This is a genomic window from Cohnella endophytica (assembly GCF_003628305.1).
Lineage (GTDB): Bacteria > Bacillota > Bacilli > Paenibacillales > Paenibacillaceae > Cohnella > Cohnella endophytica.
The window spans coordinates 1-16,675 of the sequence record NZ_RBZM01000019.1; the positions used below are offsets into that span (position 1 = coordinate 1).

Annotated in this window: 16 protein-coding genes; 11 read left to right on the forward strand and 5 right to left on the reverse strand. The window is 53.5% G+C overall.

Translation table 11 applies throughout. The features are described 5' to 3' along the window. The first annotated feature begins 603 nt into the window (after positions 1 to 603). Genes phnC through phnE (D7Z26_RS26770) form a run of 3 tightly spaced genes read left to right on the forward strand, consistent with a single transcriptional unit; the run spans position 604 to position 3,012 of the window. Entirely contained in the window at positions 604 to 1,386 is a 783-nt protein-coding gene (gene phnC / locus D7Z26_RS26760; protein WP_120980094.1) for a phosphonate ABC transporter ATP-binding protein, read from the forward strand. After that, positions 1,373 to 2,170 (forward strand): phosphonate ABC transporter, permease protein PhnE, encoded by a 798-nt coding sequence (phnE, locus tag D7Z26_RS26765; protein ID WP_120980095.1) that lies wholly within the window; start codon positions 1,373 to 1,375, stop codon positions 2,168 to 2,170. Before phnC ends, phnE (D7Z26_RS26765) begins: the two co-directional genes overlap by 14 nt. Continuing rightward, the gene (gene phnE / locus D7Z26_RS26770) at positions 2,167 to 3,012 is read left to right on the forward strand and encodes a phosphonate ABC transporter, permease protein PhnE (protein WP_120980096.1); all 846 of its coding nucleotides are present in this window, start codon (positions 2,167 to 2,169) and stop codon (positions 3,010 to 3,012) included. Before phnE (D7Z26_RS26765) ends, phnE (D7Z26_RS26770) begins: the two co-directional genes overlap by 4 nt. Before the next feature lie 90 nt (positions 3,013 to 3,102). Here phnE (D7Z26_RS26770) and D7Z26_RS26775 read toward each other — a convergent pair whose 3' ends face one another. Continuing rightward, complete coding sequence (locus tag D7Z26_RS26775; protein ID WP_120980097.1) at positions 3,103 to 4,104, reverse strand: phosphate/phosphite/phosphonate ABC transporter substrate-binding protein; 1,002 nt, start codon at positions 4,102 to 4,104, stop codon at positions 3,103 to 3,105. Between the two features lie 160 nt (positions 4,105 to 4,264). Here D7Z26_RS26775 and D7Z26_RS26780 point away from each other — a divergent pair, with 160 nt between their 5' ends. After that, positions 4,265 to 5,863 carry a bifunctional metallophosphatase/5'-nucleotidase gene (locus D7Z26_RS26780; RefSeq protein ID WP_120980098.1) on the forward strand — a complete coding sequence of 533 codons (1,599 nt, stop codon included), beginning with the start codon at positions 4,265 to 4,267 and terminating at the stop codon, positions 5,861 to 5,863. Positions 5,864 to 5,890: 27 nt separating this feature from the next. Here D7Z26_RS26780 and D7Z26_RS26785 read toward each other — a convergent pair whose 3' ends face one another. Both D7Z26_RS26785 and D7Z26_RS26790 read right to left on the reverse strand, forming a co-directional pair. Beyond that, positions 5,891 to 6,814, reverse strand: coding sequence for an aldo/keto reductase (locus D7Z26_RS26785; RefSeq protein ID WP_120980099.1), 924 nt, complete (start codon positions 6,812 to 6,814; stop codon positions 5,891 to 5,893). Next, complete coding sequence (locus tag D7Z26_RS26790; protein WP_120980100.1) at positions 6,811 to 7,803, reverse strand: Gfo/Idh/MocA family protein; 993 nt, start codon at positions 7,801 to 7,803, stop codon at positions 6,811 to 6,813. The genes D7Z26_RS26785 and D7Z26_RS26790 overlap by 4 nt, the downstream gene beginning before the upstream one ends. A gap of 116 nt (positions 7,804 to 7,919) precedes the next feature. Here D7Z26_RS26790 and D7Z26_RS26795 point away from each other — a divergent pair, with 116 nt between their 5' ends. From D7Z26_RS26795 to D7Z26_RS26820, 6 genes are all read left to right on the forward strand, one after another. Next, positions 7,920 to 8,750 carry an AraC family transcriptional regulator gene (locus D7Z26_RS26795; protein WP_120980101.1) on the forward strand — a complete coding sequence of 277 codons (831 nt, stop codon included), beginning with the start codon at positions 7,920 to 7,922 and terminating at the stop codon, positions 8,748 to 8,750. 11 nt (positions 8,751 to 8,761) lie between these two features. Beyond that, positions 8,762 to 9,397, forward strand: a complete 636-nt coding sequence (gene trhA / locus D7Z26_RS26800; RefSeq protein ID WP_120980102.1) for a PAQR family membrane homeostasis protein TrhA — start codon at positions 8,762 to 8,764, stop codon at positions 9,395 to 9,397. Between the two features lie 139 nt (positions 9,398 to 9,536). After that, positions 9,537 to 10,220, forward strand: a complete 684-nt coding sequence (locus tag D7Z26_RS26805; RefSeq protein WP_120980103.1) for a pentapeptide repeat-containing protein — start codon at positions 9,537 to 9,539, stop codon at positions 10,218 to 10,220. A 734-nt stretch (positions 10,221 to 10,954) separates the two neighbouring features. After that, complete coding sequence (locus D7Z26_RS26810) at positions 10,955 to 11,974, forward strand: ABC transporter substrate-binding protein (protein WP_120980104.1); 1,020 nt, start codon at positions 10,955 to 10,957, stop codon at positions 11,972 to 11,974. A 4-nt stretch (positions 11,975 to 11,978) separates the two neighbouring features. Further along, positions 11,979 to 12,806, forward strand: a complete 828-nt coding sequence (locus D7Z26_RS26815) for an ABC transporter ATP-binding protein (RefSeq protein ID WP_120980105.1) — start codon at positions 11,979 to 11,981, stop codon at positions 12,804 to 12,806. Beyond that, on the forward strand, positions 12,787 to 13,587 hold the full coding sequence (locus D7Z26_RS26820) for an ABC transporter permease (RefSeq protein WP_120980106.1): 801 nt from the start codon (positions 12,787 to 12,789) through the stop codon (positions 13,585 to 13,587). Before D7Z26_RS26815 ends, D7Z26_RS26820 begins: the two co-directional genes overlap by 20 nt. On the opposite strand, the gene D7Z26_RS26825 is transcribed toward D7Z26_RS26820, so the two are convergent. Then, the gene (locus tag D7Z26_RS26825; RefSeq protein ID WP_120980107.1) at positions 13,575 to 14,762 is read right to left on the reverse strand and encodes an MFS transporter; all 1,188 of its coding nucleotides are present in this window, start codon (positions 14,760 to 14,762) and stop codon (positions 13,575 to 13,577) included. The two genes, D7Z26_RS26820 and D7Z26_RS26825, sit on opposite strands and share 13 nt — an antisense overlap. Before the next feature lie 52 nt (positions 14,763 to 14,814). Then, a complete protein-coding gene (locus tag D7Z26_RS26830; protein WP_120980108.1) occupies positions 14,815 to 15,039 on the reverse strand; it encodes a hypothetical protein in 225 nt (74 codons plus the stop codon). Between the two features lie 155 nt (positions 15,040 to 15,194). Here D7Z26_RS26830 and D7Z26_RS26835 point away from each other — a divergent pair, with 155 nt between their 5' ends. Continuing rightward, positions 15,195 to 16,610, forward strand: coding sequence for an aldehyde dehydrogenase (locus D7Z26_RS26835; RefSeq protein ID WP_120980109.1), 1,416 nt, complete (start codon positions 15,195 to 15,197; stop codon positions 16,608 to 16,610). Positions 16,611 to 16,675: the final 65 nt, after the last annotated feature.

Here is a 16,675-nt window from a genome sequence, read left to right on the forward strand (position 1 = left end):
GAGTGGGTAATGCAGCTTGAAGACCGCTCACAATTTTACAGAGCACTGTAAGAACTCAAAATAAAGAGCTACGCTAACTGAGCGGCTTCTTTTAAGGGACAGACTCCAGATTTAAGGGGCCTAGCCGTTTTTGCAGGTTGTTGCTCGTTTTCTTACTGAATCGGAGTTTCCTACAGTACTTTTTGCAGGTTGGCGGAACAGTAGGGTTAGCAGAGTTAGATGGGGCAGCAGAGTTAGACGGGGCAGCAGAGTTAGTAGAGTCAGCAGGGTTCGTTGAATTTAGCTAGTAGTGTTCATTGATTTTAGTTAGTAAGGGTCGTTGAATTGCTACGTTTGCTGAGGGCAGAGAGTACGAAGAGAAGTCGCCTTGGTTAGTGACTGCGGTTTTGAGAAGATAAAGTTTTGTTCTCGCCGTTCGAAGGTTATTGAGCGATTGAGTAAGCGCCATGTTATCTTTTGCGCATGACTGTCAAATAAATGTTAAATTACAAAATCCCGGAGGAATGCGCCGAACAGCGCCGAATTTCTGCTAGGAATGCCGCAATCGCGCGATGCGTCCGACAAAATTAGACGGCATTTTTTAACGGAGGTAGGGCACATTCCATGATTGAATTCAAGAAAGTAAGCAAGGTGTATCCGAACGGAACGGTCGGCTTGAACAACATTGATCTGCGTATCGAGCCAGGAGAATTCGTAGTCATCGTCGGTTTGTCCGGGGCGGGCAAATCAACGATGCTTCGGTCCATCAACCGGCTGCACGAGATCAGCTCGGGTGAAATTCTCGTCGACGGCCAATCCATTACGGCGGCCCGCGGACGCGAGCTTCGGGTCATGCGCAGGGGCATCGGCATGATCTTCCAAAGCTTTAACCTCGTGAAGCGATCCTCGGTGCTGCGTAACGTGCTCGCGGGAAGAGTAGGCTATCATTCGACAATCCGGACGATGCTCGGGTTGTTCCCTAAGCGCGACATGGACCTGGCTTTCGGCGCGTTAGGAAGGGTAAATATGTTGGAAAAGGCTTATCAGAGAGCCGACCAGCTCTCCGGCGGGCAGCAGCAGCGCGTATCGATCGCGCGAGCACTTGCTCAGGAAGCGAAGATCATACTCGCGGACGAACCGGTCGCCTCGCTCGATCCGTTAACGACGCGCCAAGTCATGGACGATCTGCAAAGAATTAATCGGGAACTCGGGATCACGACCGTCGTGAACTTGCATTTTATCGACTTGGCAAGGGAATACGCGACTCGGATTATCGGGGTCAGGGCGGGAGAGATCGTGTTCGACGGAACCGCCGAACAGGCGACCGACGAAGCGTTCTCCGCAATCTACGGCCGTCCCGTTGCAGCAGATGAACGATTGGGAGGAATGGCGCATGAAGCCGGCTAATCCGATTTCCCAATTGCCTCAGAAGCCATCGAAGTCGCTAAAGAACGGGTTGACGGCGGCGCTTCTTCTCGCGATTCTATGGTACAGCGCAAAGGAGACGGAAGCTTCGCTGCCCGAACTTGTCGACGGGCTTCCGGAGATGGGCAAGTTTATCGCCAAAATGTTCCCGCCCGATTGGGACTATGTCCGGGTCGTCGTCAAACCGATGGTGGAGACGGTTCAGATGGCTATTTTGGGTACGACTTTCGGAGCGATTTTCGCTCTGCCGATCGCTTTCCTGGCCGCAGGGAACGTAACGAAGAACTGGTTGCTTCGCGGTCCGGCCAGACTCGCGCTCAATCTGTCGCGAACGATTCCCGACTTGCTGTTCGCCGCGCTATTCGCAGCGATTTTCGGTTACGGACCGCTCGCGGGAACTTTGGCACTGTCCTTTTTCTCCTTCGGAATTTTGTCAAAATGGGCTTACGAGGCAATCGAGACGATCGAAGACGGTCCGCTTGAAGCGATGACCGCGGTCGGAGCCGGACGTTTGCAATGGATTCATTACGGAGTCGTTCCCCAAGTCATGCCGCAATTTATCGGATTCGTAATGTATATGTTCGAGATCAACATTCGGGCGGCGGCCATTCTGGGCATCGTGGGAGCGGGAGGCATAGGCATTTACTTGAACAGAACGCTCGGGATGTTTCGGTATGACCAGACATTTATCATTATTCTGTTTACGCTCGCCATCGTACTAATAATAGACGCAGTCAGCTCCAAGGTGAGGGGGAAGCTCCTATGACGACGAGAACCTCACTGAAAGGCTCGACTCTTCCGGCCTATCCGGCTCCTCCGAAGCCGTTTTACGCCAAATGGCGCACATGGGTCATTCTCGCGGCGGTCATTACGGTATACGTATGGGCGTTCCGAGGGATTCCGTTCGCGGGTATCAAGCCGACGGCCTGGCAGATTACGACGGCGGTATTCCGGGGGTTGTTCCATCCGGATTGGAACTATGTTTACTTGAAGGACGGAGAGGACTTGCTACGGGGGCTCGGCGAAACGCTCGCGATCGCGCTCCTTGGCACTTCGATTTCCGTCGTGCTAACGATTCCGTTTGCGATTTGGGCTTCGCGCAATTTGATCAAGTTCAGGCTGTTTTCCGGGGCATCGACGTTTACGTTAAGTCTTATCCGTACGTTCCCGGACATTATTATGGCGATCATCTTCATCAAAGCGGTCGGGCCGGGAGCTTTCGCGGGGGTGCTGACGATCGGGATCAACTCGATCGGGATGCTGGGCAAGCTGAACGCGGAGGCGATCGAGGATCTGGACATGGGGCCGTCCGAGGCGCTGAAGGCGTGCGGCGCCAATCGGCTGCAGACGATCTGGCATGCGGTCGTGCCGCTGGCGATTCCCGCATATCTGAGCTTTGCTTTGTTCCGTCTCGAGATTAACGTGCGTTCGGCGGCCATCCTGGGCGCCGTTGGAGCCGGAGGCATCGGAACGCCGCTTATTTTCGCGATGGAAGGCCGGTCGTGGAGCCGGGTCGGCATCATTCTACTCGGCATTATCGTACTCGTTACGGCGATCGATTGGTTGTCCGGCAAGCTTCGCCGCAGATTGGTACAAGGGAAGTCATAACGCGAAATGGGCCACAATAACAAAAAACCGGACGGTCCACCCCTGCAGGGCTTTGGACCGTCCGAGCTTTTTTCTAACCGTTCCGTACTCTTACTTCAATGCCGCGGCATACTCGCGAACCGAGTCGAAATGGCTGTCGTCGCTTTTTACGTAGCCTTCGTGGGAGTAGATCTCGAAAATGATTTTGTGGCTTTCTTCGTTTTGTCCGAGGCTGATGAACGCGTCTTGAATCTTCGCGATCCAATCTTTGTTCATGTCGGCGCGAACGGAAATCGTATCGTTCGGAATCGGAATCGTGAAATGCATTGGAACGACTTTCTCGAAAATATCCGGCACGTCTTTCTTGACGATGTTGCGAGCGTCTTGGAACACGGCGGCAGCGTCCGCATCGCCGTTGAGAACCGCGAGAACGCCTTTATCGTGACCTTTTAATTCGATGCTCGTTACATCCGTGTTCGGATCGATTCCCGCTTTTTTCATCTCAACGGCAGGGTAAACGTAACCGGCCGACGAAGTTGCGCTCTGAAAGGCGATTTTCTTGCCCTTCAAATCGGCAAGCGTCTTGATTCCGGAATCCGCTTTGACGAGAATCATCGACTTGTAGCTGTCCACGAGTTCAGTCGTCGGAGTGCCGTCCTTCTCGTTCACGCCGAAACGTTGAGCTTGAAGGATAACTTCCGCCGCGCCCATCTCTTTAGCTTGCACGTAAGTGTTCGGAGGCAGGAAGCCTACGTCGACCTTCTTGGATTGCATGGCTTCGATAATCGTATTGTAATCGGTGGATACGCTGACTTTGACCGGTATGCCCAGTTTATCGGAAAGCAGCTTCTCGAGCGGCTTCGCTTTGGCTTCTAACGTCTCGGCGTTCTGGGATGGCACGAATTGTACGGTCAATTCCGTAGGAACGTAGCCTTCCGCGCTTGGGCTAGGGCTTTCGCTCGATTGCTCGGGGCTAGCGGACTCCGTGTTCGTTGCGGACGGCGATTCCGAGCTTGCGTTGGAGTTGTCGTTCTTGTTGCCGCACCCGGCGATGACGAGCATTACGATAGAGATGACGAGCAACATACGGAATTTCGGCAAACGGTTAAGCATGATTTCTAACTCCTCCTCTTTCTATTGGCCATAATGGGCGGTACATGCCTTAATCTACCATCGAAATATTTTGTTAAATGGCGTTATGTATTAAATTTGGAGATAATATGTAAAATTTCGAATTAATAAAACTAGCGAATATGTTGAGGAGAGAGACCAAATGAGCGACAAGAGGGAGATGCAAGTTACGGTTCTGGCAACGAGCGATGTTCACGGCCATCTATTGCCGATTCGCTATGTGGACAATAAGGCAACGGAGTACGGGCTAGTTAAGTTAGCCTCAATCATACAAAAGGTTCGCGAAGAACGGGAGCGCGTGCTCCTGATCGATAACGGGGATTTGCTTCAGGGAACTCCTTTGGCGTATTATCATGCCGTTATGGACGAAGTAACGCCCCATCCGATCGTGGGGACGATGAACGCGCTTAGACTCGATGCTTTCGTTCCCGGTAACCATGAATTTAATTACGGACAACCGTTCCTGCGACGGGCGTGGCAACAGTCCGAATACCCTTGGTTATCCGCGAACGTGCTGGACGAAAGGACAAGAGAGCCGTATTTTGGCGTGCCCTATCGGATTATCGAAATGACTGAAGGATTTAGAATCGGTCTGCTAGGGTTAACGACGGCTTACATTCCGAATTGGGAGCAACCGGCGAATATCGAAGGTTTTCGGTTCGAATCGGCGACGGAAGCGGCTAAACGATGGGTTCCTTATGTTAGAGAACAAGGCGCGCATGTCGTCATCGTTTCTTATCATGGCGGTTTCGAACGCGATGTCGTTACGGGAGACGAGGTGGAGGAACAGACGGGAGAAAACGAGGGGTGGCGCATTTGCCGGGAAGTCGAGGGGATCGACCTGCTTATCACGGGACATCAACACCAAAGGATCGAAGGGGTACGGATCGGCAATACTTGGACGGTTCAACCGGGATATCAGGGGAGTTGTATAGCGAAAATAGAGCTGACGTTAGTACGGGGCGACAACGAGGAACAAGGCGGGAATTGGAAACTCGAGAGCATCCGTAGTGAATTGCTTGAAGCGGGAGAGGCCGAACCCGACAAGGCTCTTATTGCCCGCGTTCAGACGAGTGAGAATAACACGCAGCGTTGGTTGGACAAGCCGCTGTGCGAGGTTCGCGGAGAAATGCGGGTAATCGACCATGCGGCCGCGAGGTTAACGGAACATCCCTTGGTCGAGCTGATCAATAAGATTCAGATGGAAGCGACGGGGGCGGAAATTTCCTGTACGTCCTTATTCGATAACCTGGCTCCGGGATTCGGTCCGCTCGTTTCGATGCGGGAAGTGACGGCGAACTATCCGTTTCCCAATACGTTGAAGGTGCTGCGCCTGAGCGGAAGGGATATTCGGGAAGCGCTCGAATGGACAGCTATGTATTTTGCGCAATCCGTGCCCGGAGGATCCATAGAGGTAAACACTTCCTACCTGCTTCCGAAGCCGCAACACTTTAACTATGATATGTGGGAAGGAATCGAATACGGGATTAACGTATCCCGCCCGGCGGGCAGCCGGGTCGAGAATTTACTTTTCGACGGTAGCCCGCTAGAACCGCATAGGGAGATCGACGTCGTCATGAACCACTACCGGGCCTCGGGCGGGGGCAATTACCGTATGTTCCGAGGCAAAACGGTCGTTCGGGAGGTTACGGTGGACATGACGGAGATCATCGCTGCCTACTTAACGAAAGCGGGAATAGTAGAAGCCGGCTCGAACGGGAATTGGCGAGTGTATAGTTAGCGACGATTGAGCTCGTACGCTCGTGCGCTAGGCCTGATCCAGCCACGCTGCTTCGGCAGGGGATAACTGCACGCTCAGCGCCCGAGCGCTCGAATGAAGCTCTTCAGCCGAGTTAGGGCCGATTAACGCACAGACCGGGAACGGCTGGCTGAGCACGTAAGCGAGCGCGATGTCGTTCGTGGACGCGCCTTTTTCCTCCGCCAGAACTTCCGCTTTGCGATATCGTTCCCAGTTCGCTTCGCTATAGTAAACGCGTCGGATTTCCGGGTCTCCATTGTCCCGATCGTATCTGCCCGTGAAGAAACCACCGGCTTGGGAGGACCACGACAGCAGCGGCAATTGCGAGCGTTCGTGCCATTTCAGGTCGTCGGCGTAGACGGAAACGCAGCCTTCCCAACGTGCCTCGTTCGGCTTGGCCAGACTTAAGTTCGGACTGTTGCATGATAATGGAACAAGACCGTGGGAAGTCGCATATTCGTTCGCTTCCTGAATGCGCGCGACCGTCCAGTTCGATACTCCTAGCGAGCGGCAGTATCCGTTTTCCAGCAATGCATTCATGGATTCGAGAATGTAACCGACCGACTTCTCGGGATCGTCCCGATGTAGCATGAAGATATCGACATAATCCGTCTGCATCCGTTCGAACGTATCGAGCAAATCTTGCTCCATGAACTCCCGTGTCATGCGGGGGCTTCCATAGGGGTGCGCTCCTTTTCCGATAATGACGATGTCCTGCCGGTTGTTTTTCTCGCGCATCCATAAACCTACGGCTCTGGAGCAGCTAACTCCGTATACGTGAGCGGTATCGATGCAATTGCCGCCCAACGCGGCGTAAGCATCCATGATTTCCGAGGCATGTTCCATATTTTCTTCTTTCAGCATCATGGAGCCGAGGATGAGCTTCGAGCATTCGATAGAATCGGTAATCCGAATCATTGGCAAATTTGTCATAGAGCGATCCTCGCTTTCTCCCGCGCGGACTTAAGCACGGCATCGATAACGCGCATGTTTAGCACCGGGTCTTCGGCAGGCATGAGAGGGGAGTCTTCGCCCCAGACGGAACGAGCGAATCGATCCGCTTGCAGCGTGTACTGGTTGGCGGAAAACGCTTTGTCCTCCCTGCACTTACCATTGGAATAGATGACGAAGTCCGGATCTTCCTTGTTCGGGAGAAAAGCGCCGGGAATTTCGATTCGGCCGTCCGTTCCGACGATTTCCAGCGAATTCCGGAAGTCGGCCCACATGCCGCAGTCGAAGGTTAACGCGATATCGCCTGGGAACTCGAGCAAGCCGGAGCACATCATGTCGACGCCACCGTGCTCCGCTGAGAATAACGCGTGCGCGGTCGCGGCAAGCGGCTCGCTGCCGAGAATGTACCGAGCTGCGCTGATCGGATAGCAGCCGACGTCGTACACCGACCCCCCGCCCCATTCCGCGCGGAATCGGACATTGTCCTTGTTGGCGGCTCCGTTAAACGTAAAGGCGCCGCGCAAGCCGCGGAGCTCTCCGATCTCTCCCGAGAGGATGACTTCTTTGATTCGTTCCAGCCTCGGATGATGGCGGTACATGAAGGCTTCGGCCAGCTTCACTCCCGCTTTTTCGCATGCGTCGACCATATGTTGCGCCTCGGCTGCGTCTAAGGCAAGGGGTTTTTCGCACAGGACATGCTTGCCGGCTTCCGCGGCGCGGATCGTCCACTCTTTGTGCAGATGGTTAGGAAGCGGAATATACACAGCATCGATCCGTTCATCTTTCAATAGCTCCTCGTAACTGCCGTAAAAAGAAGGGATATCGTATTTGAGCGCGGCTGCCTCCGCTTTGGCCGTATCCCTGCTCGCGATCGCGATAACTCGTCCCGTGGATGAAGCTTGAATGGCGGGTACGACGGAGCCGTTGATTCCGGCTGCGCCAATGACTCCCCAGTTCAGTTGTTGCGGCAATGGAAGCACCTCGTTTATTGTTATATAATATTGTTATCATACTAGAATAACTATCCTCGTTATATCTAAATATTTTGATTTCAATATCACGATATTGTTATTGGAGTGTACGCCGAATGTACAAGAATATCGCATTGCCGAGCATCGATGCGAACCATTTTCCGTGTTTTCCGGAAGCGGTCGGAATGATTAATGAAGAACCGCAGCACGTCTGCACGCGAAGGTCGGGGGAGTTTCCGCACTTCAATCTGCATCTAGTTACCCAAGGCAGAGGTTACGTGGAAATCGACGGCAAGACGTACGAGCTCAAGGCGGGCGATTCATTTCTTTTCTCCCCTTATCAAGCACAGCATTATTACTCGAGCGAAGAGGAACCCTGGGAAGTCTATTTCGTGCATTTCTACGGAACGAAGATCAAGGAATTTTTAGCGGAGAAAGGCTTCTATCTCACGAGTCTTTGGACGATGAAGCAGCGGGAGGGGCTTGTTCGGTCGTTCGGATCACTAATCGAAGGCGCGGAGAAAAACAAATTGTGGCAACCCGCCGTCTTGTCGACGCTGACTTATGCGATCGTGGCCGAATACGTGACGCAAGCGACGCCGCTTGCACCGAGGAAAGACAGGAGCAGCGCGGACCTGGTCATGAGTTTGATGCCCGAGCTTCAAGAACGGGCTTGCGAACCTTTCGAGTTGAAGGAATGGGCGGATCGGGCGAACGTCAGCACCTTTTATTTTTGCAAGCTGTTTCGGAAATTGACGCACTTATCCCCAATGGAATTCATCACGTTATGCCGAATTCGCCAGGCCAAGCAAATGCTCATCGAGAACCGGCACATGCCGCTCGCGAACCTCGCGCTAAGCTGCGGCTATCCAAGCGTGAGTTACTTTATCCAGCGGTTCAAGAAACAAGAGGGATTGACGCCCCAAGAATACCGGCGCAACGTTTAGGAGGAATAAAGATGGGGGACACGCACGTCTATTCGAAAAAAGAAGAAATCGCGAACGCGATCACGCATGGCATCGGAACGCTGCTAAGCATTGCCGGGCTCGTGCTGCTGATCGTATTCGCGAGTTTGGAGGGAACGGCCTGGCACGTCGTCAGCTTTACGATCTTCGGTGTGACCATGCTGCTGCTTTATACGGCATCGACGCTCGTTCATGCTTCTCCGGAAGGCAAAGTCAAAGATTTGTTCGAGACGTTCGATCATTCGTGTATTTATTTGTTCATCGCGGGTACGTATACGCCTCTGTTGCTAGTGACCCTTCGTAGCCCGCTCGGATGGACGTTGTTCGGGATCGTGTGGGGGCTCGCGGTGGGGGGAGTCGTTTTCAAAGCCTTTTTCACGAAAAAATATTTGGTGTTGTCCACGTTATTTTACGTCATGATGGGCTGGTTGATCGTATTCGCATGGAAACCGCTGCATGAGCTGCTGACTCCGGAAGGCCTGCAATTGCTCATCATCGGAGGGGTGCTCTATACGGTAGGATCGATCTTCTACGTCTGGCGAGGATTTCCGTATCACCATGCGGTGTGGCACGTGTTCGTCATGGCCGGATCGGTTATGCACTTCTTCGCGATCCTGCTTTATGTGTGAGGGGACAGGCATTAGGGAAGAAGCGGCTTCTCATACGTACCTGGTTCGTCCATAATAGAAGGACTGCTCCCTAGGCCGATAATGGCTGAACGGGGAACGGTCCCTTTTCATTTTATTTTCCAACGGAGGCATCGGCCTTATGGCAAATTACAAACCCAAGAGCAAAGAGAAAGACAAAGACAAGAACAATGCCCCGGATGCGCCTAGAATTCCTAACCAATTAGATACTCTTACGGTCTCGGACTACGAGATTCAGGACAAGCAATTGTTCGAAAACGCGCGGTTCGAACAGGGAGCGATATCGAATCAAAACGCCGACAAAGTAGGCTTCGACCGTGTCGTGTTCGATCATGTTTTGTTCGATCAAGTAAGCTTGGAGAGAGTAGAACTGACGGATGTCGTATTCGACGGCTGCGATCTGTCGAACGTGAATTTCCGCGACGCGATTCTGCATAGGGTGGAGTTCAACCATTGCAAGATGCTGGGCTTCGACTTGTCGAACGCGACGATGCGCAACGTCAAATTCGACGAGTGCAACGGGCAATACTCGGTGTACCGTTTCGCGGACCTGAAGTTCGTCTCCGTGTCGGGCAGCAACTTCGACAAGGCCGATTTCTACGAAGCGACGATCGTTCGATCGGAGTTCGCGAAGTCGGATCTGGATCAAGCGCAATTCGTCGGCGCGAACCTGGCGGGAATCGACTTGAGCAGTTGCGAATTTCAGGCGCTCGGCGTGACATTGGAGGGACTCCAAGGCTGCATCGTCCGATCGGATCAAATCAGAAGCTTCTCCCATCTGCTCGGAGTCGTTATTAAGGAGTAAAGGGCGGTAGAAGGATTGGCCTCGATTGGAGCGAGATAACCATCGACGCGTCCAATAACGTGCTCTCGTTCCGTTAATTCTACCTAAGGAACATGGATGCGCCCAATAGCGGAAGAGGGTTCCGCTATTTTGACCCAATGTACATGGATGCGCCCAATAGCGGAACCCTAATTCGACGGAACAAGTGACCGAGAGTAAGTTAGTGTCCTGGTAGACCCTTAAGTGTGCAAAAGGAGTAGCCGAGAGTGAGATAGTGTCCTGGTAGACCCTTAAGTGTGCAAAAGGAGCAGCCGAGAGGGAGATAGTGTCCTGTGAGACCCTTAAGTGTGCAAAAGGAGTAGCCGAGAGTAAGTTAGTGTCCTGGGAGACCCTTAAGCGTGCAGAAGGAGCGACCGAGAGTGAGATAGTGTCCTGTGAGACCCTTAATTCAACGAAATGAGCTATCGAGAGTGAGATAGTGTCCTGCGAGGCCTCTAATTCGACGAAACGAGCGACCGAGAGTGAGTTAGTGTCCTACGAGGCCATTAATTCGATGGAACAAGCGACCGAGAGTTAGTTAGAGTCCTGTGAGACCCCTAAGTCCATCTCCAGTTCCAACTAGGTAAGAACCCACCGCCTAAGCTTTGAATAGGATAATACCTATTCAAGGCTTCTTTGGCGTTGCCGCAGGTCATACCGGCTCGCACAGAGCCGTTCATATACAAGCAAGCCAACAAAAGAGGGAGAGAACGACCATGAGCAAAAGCAAACTCGCCAAGCCGGCCTTTCTGCTTCTAGCCGCCCTTTTACTTATTTTATCCGTCTCCGCGTGCGGCAATAAATCCAAGTCCGACGAATTGACTGCGGTCAAATTTTCCGAGGTTATCCGTTCCATTTTCTACGCGCCGCATTACGTCGCCATGTCTCAGGGCTTCTTCAAGGCGCAAGGCCTTAACGTCGACATGAACACGGCCCAAGGCTCCGACAAAGGCGCGGCCGCGCTCATCGCGGGTACCGCCGATATTTCATTGATCGGACCGGAAACGACGATCTACGTCTACAACCAAAAAGGCGGAAAAACGCTGAAGGTGTTCCACCAGCTCACATCCAAGGACGGATCGTTCCTGCTATCGCGCGAGAAGCTCGATAACTTCAAATGGAGCGACCTTGAAGGCAAGACGGTCATCGGCTGGAGACCGGGCAGTTCGCCGCAGATGGTGCTGAATTCCACTCTGACGAAAGAGAAAACATCCGGCGTCAACGTCGTCACGAACATCGCATCCACCGCGATGGCAGGCGCATTCGCCAGCGGTCAGGGCGACTTCATCCAATTGTTCGAGCCGGTAGCTTCCACGCTCGTGAAGGAAGGCAAAGCTTATTACGCCGCCTCGCTGGGAGACACGTTCGGAGCTTACCCGGAGACATCTTACGTCGCTACCTCCGATTATATTAAAGCTCACCAGGACGTCATCCGGAAGTTCTCGAACGCGGTCGCCGAAGGGACGAAATGGCTGAATTCCGCTTCCGACGATGATATCGTGAAAGCCCTGAAGCCCTATTTCGACGCGACTCCGGACGATATCATCCTCCAATCCGTTCAGAACTACAAGAAGCAAGGTACATGGTCGACGGATCCCGAGTTAACCCAAGAGCAATTCGACACGCTGCAGAACGTCCTCGTCGAGAACGGCGTACTGAAGGCGGAAGACAAGGTAACGAAAATGGACGCCGTCGTTGACATGAGCTTCGTCGGCAATATCGGCAAATCGGACTGACGGCATGGCGGGGCACAACGAACGGTTGCCGACTTCCGATACCGCCAAGCAACCAGACCACATCGAGTTGAAGCGGGTCGGGTTAAGCTATTTTACTCCAAGGCAAGAGACGGAAGCGCTGCGCGATATTAACCTCTCGATCGGGAAAGGGGAATTCCTCAGTATCGTAGGGCCGAGCGGCTGCGGCAAAAGCACGCTGCTCTCCCTGATCTCCGGGATGCTGAAGCCGACTTCGGGCACAGTCATGATCGACGGCGTCGAAGTATCGGGCACGTCCCCGAAAGTCGGCTATATGCTGCAGCACGACCATCTGTTCGAATGGCGGGACGTTCTCAGCAACGTAACGGTCGGCGCGGAAATTCGCAGAATGGATCGGGTCAAGGCGAGGCGAAAAGCCGTAGAGCTGCTGGAGCGTTACGGACTAGGGGAATTCGTGCGGCATGCGCCGTCCCAGTTGTCCGGGGGAATGCGCCAACGGGTTGCCCTCATCCGAACGCTCGTGGCGGAACCGGATATTCTGCTGCTGGATGAACCTTTCTCCGCGTTAGACTACCAAACCCGTCTTACTCTGTCGGAGGAAGTGTTCCATATTATTAAAGATCAAGGGAAAACGGCAGTGCTCGTTACCCATGACATCTCCGAGGCGATCAGCATGGCGGACCGCGTCATGGTTATGACGAAACGGCCAAGCACGATTTCCTCCGTCCGCGAGATCCGGTTCGACGAAGGCGAGCAGTTGTCTCCATGGAGCAAACGGCAAGCCGGCCGCTACCACGATTACTTCAACGCGATCTGGAAGGAGCTCGAGGATCATGTCGTCTCCGTTATATGAACGTTATCTACGGACGCTGAAACGCAAGCAATGGCTCATCGGGCTCGCCCGGTTGTCGGTGCTTGCGGCTTTCCTTTTCCTATGGGAGCTCGCGGCCCGGCTGAAGTGGATCGATCCGATGCTTACGAGTAAACCATCCCTCTTGTGGAGCTCTTTCCGCGAGATGGCGACGAAAGGAAGCCTGCTCCATCATACTTGGATTTCCACCCAAGAGACGCTGGCCGGAATCGTCGTCTCCATGGCGCTGGGAACGGCAATAGCCGTTCTGTTCTGGTGGTCGACCTTTGCTTCGAAGGTGCTTGAGCCATATATCGTCGTATTAAACGCTTTACCCAAAGTTGCGTTGGGGCCGATTTTCTACATTTGGTTGGGGGACCGTTATTCGGTGTACGGAATGGCCGTGGCGATCTCGGTTATCGTTACGATCATTATGGTGGAGAGCGGCTTCAAGGAAATCAGCAAGACGAAGCTTAAGTTGATGGAATCCTTCGGGGCGACGAAGCTGCAGATGCTTCGGATGGTACTGTTGCCGGCAAGCGTTCCCCATTTTATCGCGACTTTAAAGGTAAATGTAGGGTTAACGCTCGTCGGGGTCGTGATGGGGGAGTTCCTATCCTCCAAAGCTGGGCTGGGTTACTTGATTATTTACGGCGGGCAAGTGTTCCAGATGAACCTGGTCATGGTGAGCATTACGATGCTGGCGCTGTTGTCGGTTATTTTGTACGGACTCGTAAATCTTCTAGGACGATACGCCCGAAAAAAATACCATCACGAAACGTGATCGCGCGGCGGATTGCCGGACAACGAGGGGAATCGCAAAGCTACCGGAACCGTAACGGCTACGGCAACGATCAGGAAACCGATGGCCGCTATTCGACTCCCCAGCATGAACTGAACGCCCAAGGTAAGAACGATGCCTCCCAAGTTGCCGAATAGCAGCAGCACCGCCGTAACGGTTCCGGCCGAGCCAGACGGGGCTTGAGTTTCCGCCGAGGAAAGAATAATCGGAAGATTGGCGAGCAATAGGCATCCGGACAATGCGAGGAGCGCCGCGAATAGCCAGAAGGATGAACTGGCGAAGAGCGTTATCAACATGACGGCGCTTACGGCGAGTGAGGCGCATAACACGCCTCTTCCTCTTAATCCGGGAATCGCCCACTCCGGGATGAACGCCGCGCCGACGATGCCGGCGAGCGTCATCGCGCCGAGCGCGAACCCGACTTGTTCGCCGGTGAAGCCGTGTTCGGTAGACAACACTTCCAACCACGTCGTTAATGTTACGAATAAACCGAAACCGAGAAATAAGAGGAAGCTGTATTGTTTGACCCAGCCGCGAGACCAGAGGTCTCGAATCGGCGCGGGCGAAGCCGTCATCTCTTCCATATAGTCGGGACGAGCCCTTAGCAGGGCGAATAGAAATAAGAGGACGGCGCAGACGCTAATACAAGCCTGAGCTTCCAGAATCGAATTCATTCCTAAGTCCCGCATCAGGAAAGGAGAGCTCACGGTGGAGACCATAATACCGACGAATAGGCTTGCCGATCCGATGGCGATGGAGAGCGGTCTGCGTTCCGGAGCGATGTATTGCGCGGCGAGCTTATTCACTCCGTTCAGGACGAGCGGTTGTCCGACGGAAATCAGGATTTGTCCGACAAGAGAAAATTCGTAACCATGAAAAACGCGCACGATAGCGCCTATTCCCGTTAACAAGGCTCCGATAGTCAAGCTACCCTTAAACGAACGGTCTGCCCAGTAGCCGAAAGGCAGAGCCAACACGACGTACGCGAGCGGGAATATTTGAGAGAGCCAGCCGACCGCGTCTATCGAGACGTCCCAGTAATCGGCGGATGCTTTCGTTATCGGGGTAAAAGTGACCCACAGCAGCTGGGTAACCGCTACCAATAACGAATAAGAAACGATGACGGACCATCTCGAACGGGGGGGCACGCTACTCATCGGACAAGCCTCCGGCTTTAGGGAATGGGGATTTACAGAGATCCTATCATACTTATCCGCAATTTTCCGCAACAATCCAACGGTCACGCGGAAACAAAAAATAAGCGCCGTCGCTGCTGCCCTTGCGGCGGCATTGCGTACGGCGCTGCTCTGCTTTCTTGTTCTGCACGACTTGCGTTTGCGGTTTTCTCCGCCATTCGATCCGGCCGATCTCGGGGTCGTTGCGTCCTTCCCTTATCTTCCTTAATCTTAGCTGCTTCGCTTTCGAATTTGCCATAATCGGAACACCTCCAAGTGTGATTCGATCATATCTTAATACCTTATTCGCACGCAAGCGGCAAATTGTCAGAAAAGTCTTTACATCAGGGTCTATCTGCCTAGATAATTCTAATAAGAGAGAAGCGGCGCTTGGCCGTCTAAGGAGCAGGACCCATGAACGATTCGAATCATTCGCAGGGCATCGCCGAGTCGGCGGATGCCGATACGATAAATAGGCTTGTGTACGACCAGAAGAATTATTACCGGAGCGGGGCGACGAGATCGATCGCCTTCCGCCGAGAGCAGCTAAGCCGTCTGTATGAAGCCGTGCGGCGCTTCGAGGCGGGCCTGATGGCGGCGTTGAAGCAAGATTTGAACAAACCCGAGAAGGAAAGCTACGCGCTGGAAATCGGACTCGCGTTAAACGAGATCCGCTTCGCCAGGCGCCACGTTCGCCGCTGGTCGAAACCGAGGAGGGTCAAAACCCCGCTTACCCACTTGGGGGCAAGCAGCCGAATCGTCCCCGAGCCGCTGGGCACATCGTTAGTCATAGGTCCTTGGAATTACCCCGTTAACTTAATGATCATGCCGATGGTCGCCGCGATTGCCGCGGGCAATACGGTCGTCATGAAGCCTTCGGAGATGGCCCCGGCCACTTCCGCGGTGCTGACGCGTCTCATCGGAGAGACTTTCCGGCCGGAATATATCGCTTCCGTCGAAGGCGGAGCCGAAGTAAGCGAACGGTTGCTTAAGCAGCCGTTCGACCATATTTTCTATACGGGGAGCTCCGTCGTAGGGCGAATCGTCATGGAAGCCGCCGCCAAGCAGCTAATTCCGGTGACGCTAGAGCTGGGAGGCAAAAGTCCGTGTATCGTGCACAAGGACGCAAACCTGGAGCTTGCAGCTAAACGTATCGTCTATGGCAAAATGTCGAACGCCGGTCAAACGTGCGTTGCACCGGATTATTTGCTCGTGCATGCCGAAGTGAAGCAGCAACTGCTAGAACGCATGGCCGCGACGGTCGAATCCTTCTATGGCAGCGATCCGATCGCGAATCCGGATTACGTCCGTATCGTTAATGATAAGAACTATCGCAGGATTGTCGGTTATTTGGGCGAAGGTCGCATTGCGTTTGGCGGCCAGACGGACGATGTCGCCCGCAAAATCGCGCCGACGTTCCTTGAAGGAGTAACCCTTCAATCGAAAGTTATGCAAGAAGAAATTTTCGGACCGGTGCTTCCCGTTCTTACGTACGAGAGAACCGAAGAAATTTACGCGACGGTACAGGCGAACGCTAAGCCGTTGGCATTGTACGTCTTCTCCGGAAACCCCCGGTTTCAAGATGAGATCGTTGGCCGAATTCCGTTCGGCGGCGGATGTGTCAACGACACGATCGTTCATCCCGGCAACCCGAATTTGCCGTTCGGCGGCATTGGGACGAGCGGCATAGGCAGCTATCATGGGGAACACGGATTTAAAGCCTTCTCCCACTATAAAGGTATTCTGAAGCAATCTCACCGGTTCGATCTGCCTTTTCGCTACCCCGATTCGAAGCGGGGATTAGCTCTTATCCGCAAGCTGCTTCGCTAATTCGAAGACGAGAGGGCGAATCGACCTGACTCCAGACTACGAAGTATATAAGAATTGTTTCTCGC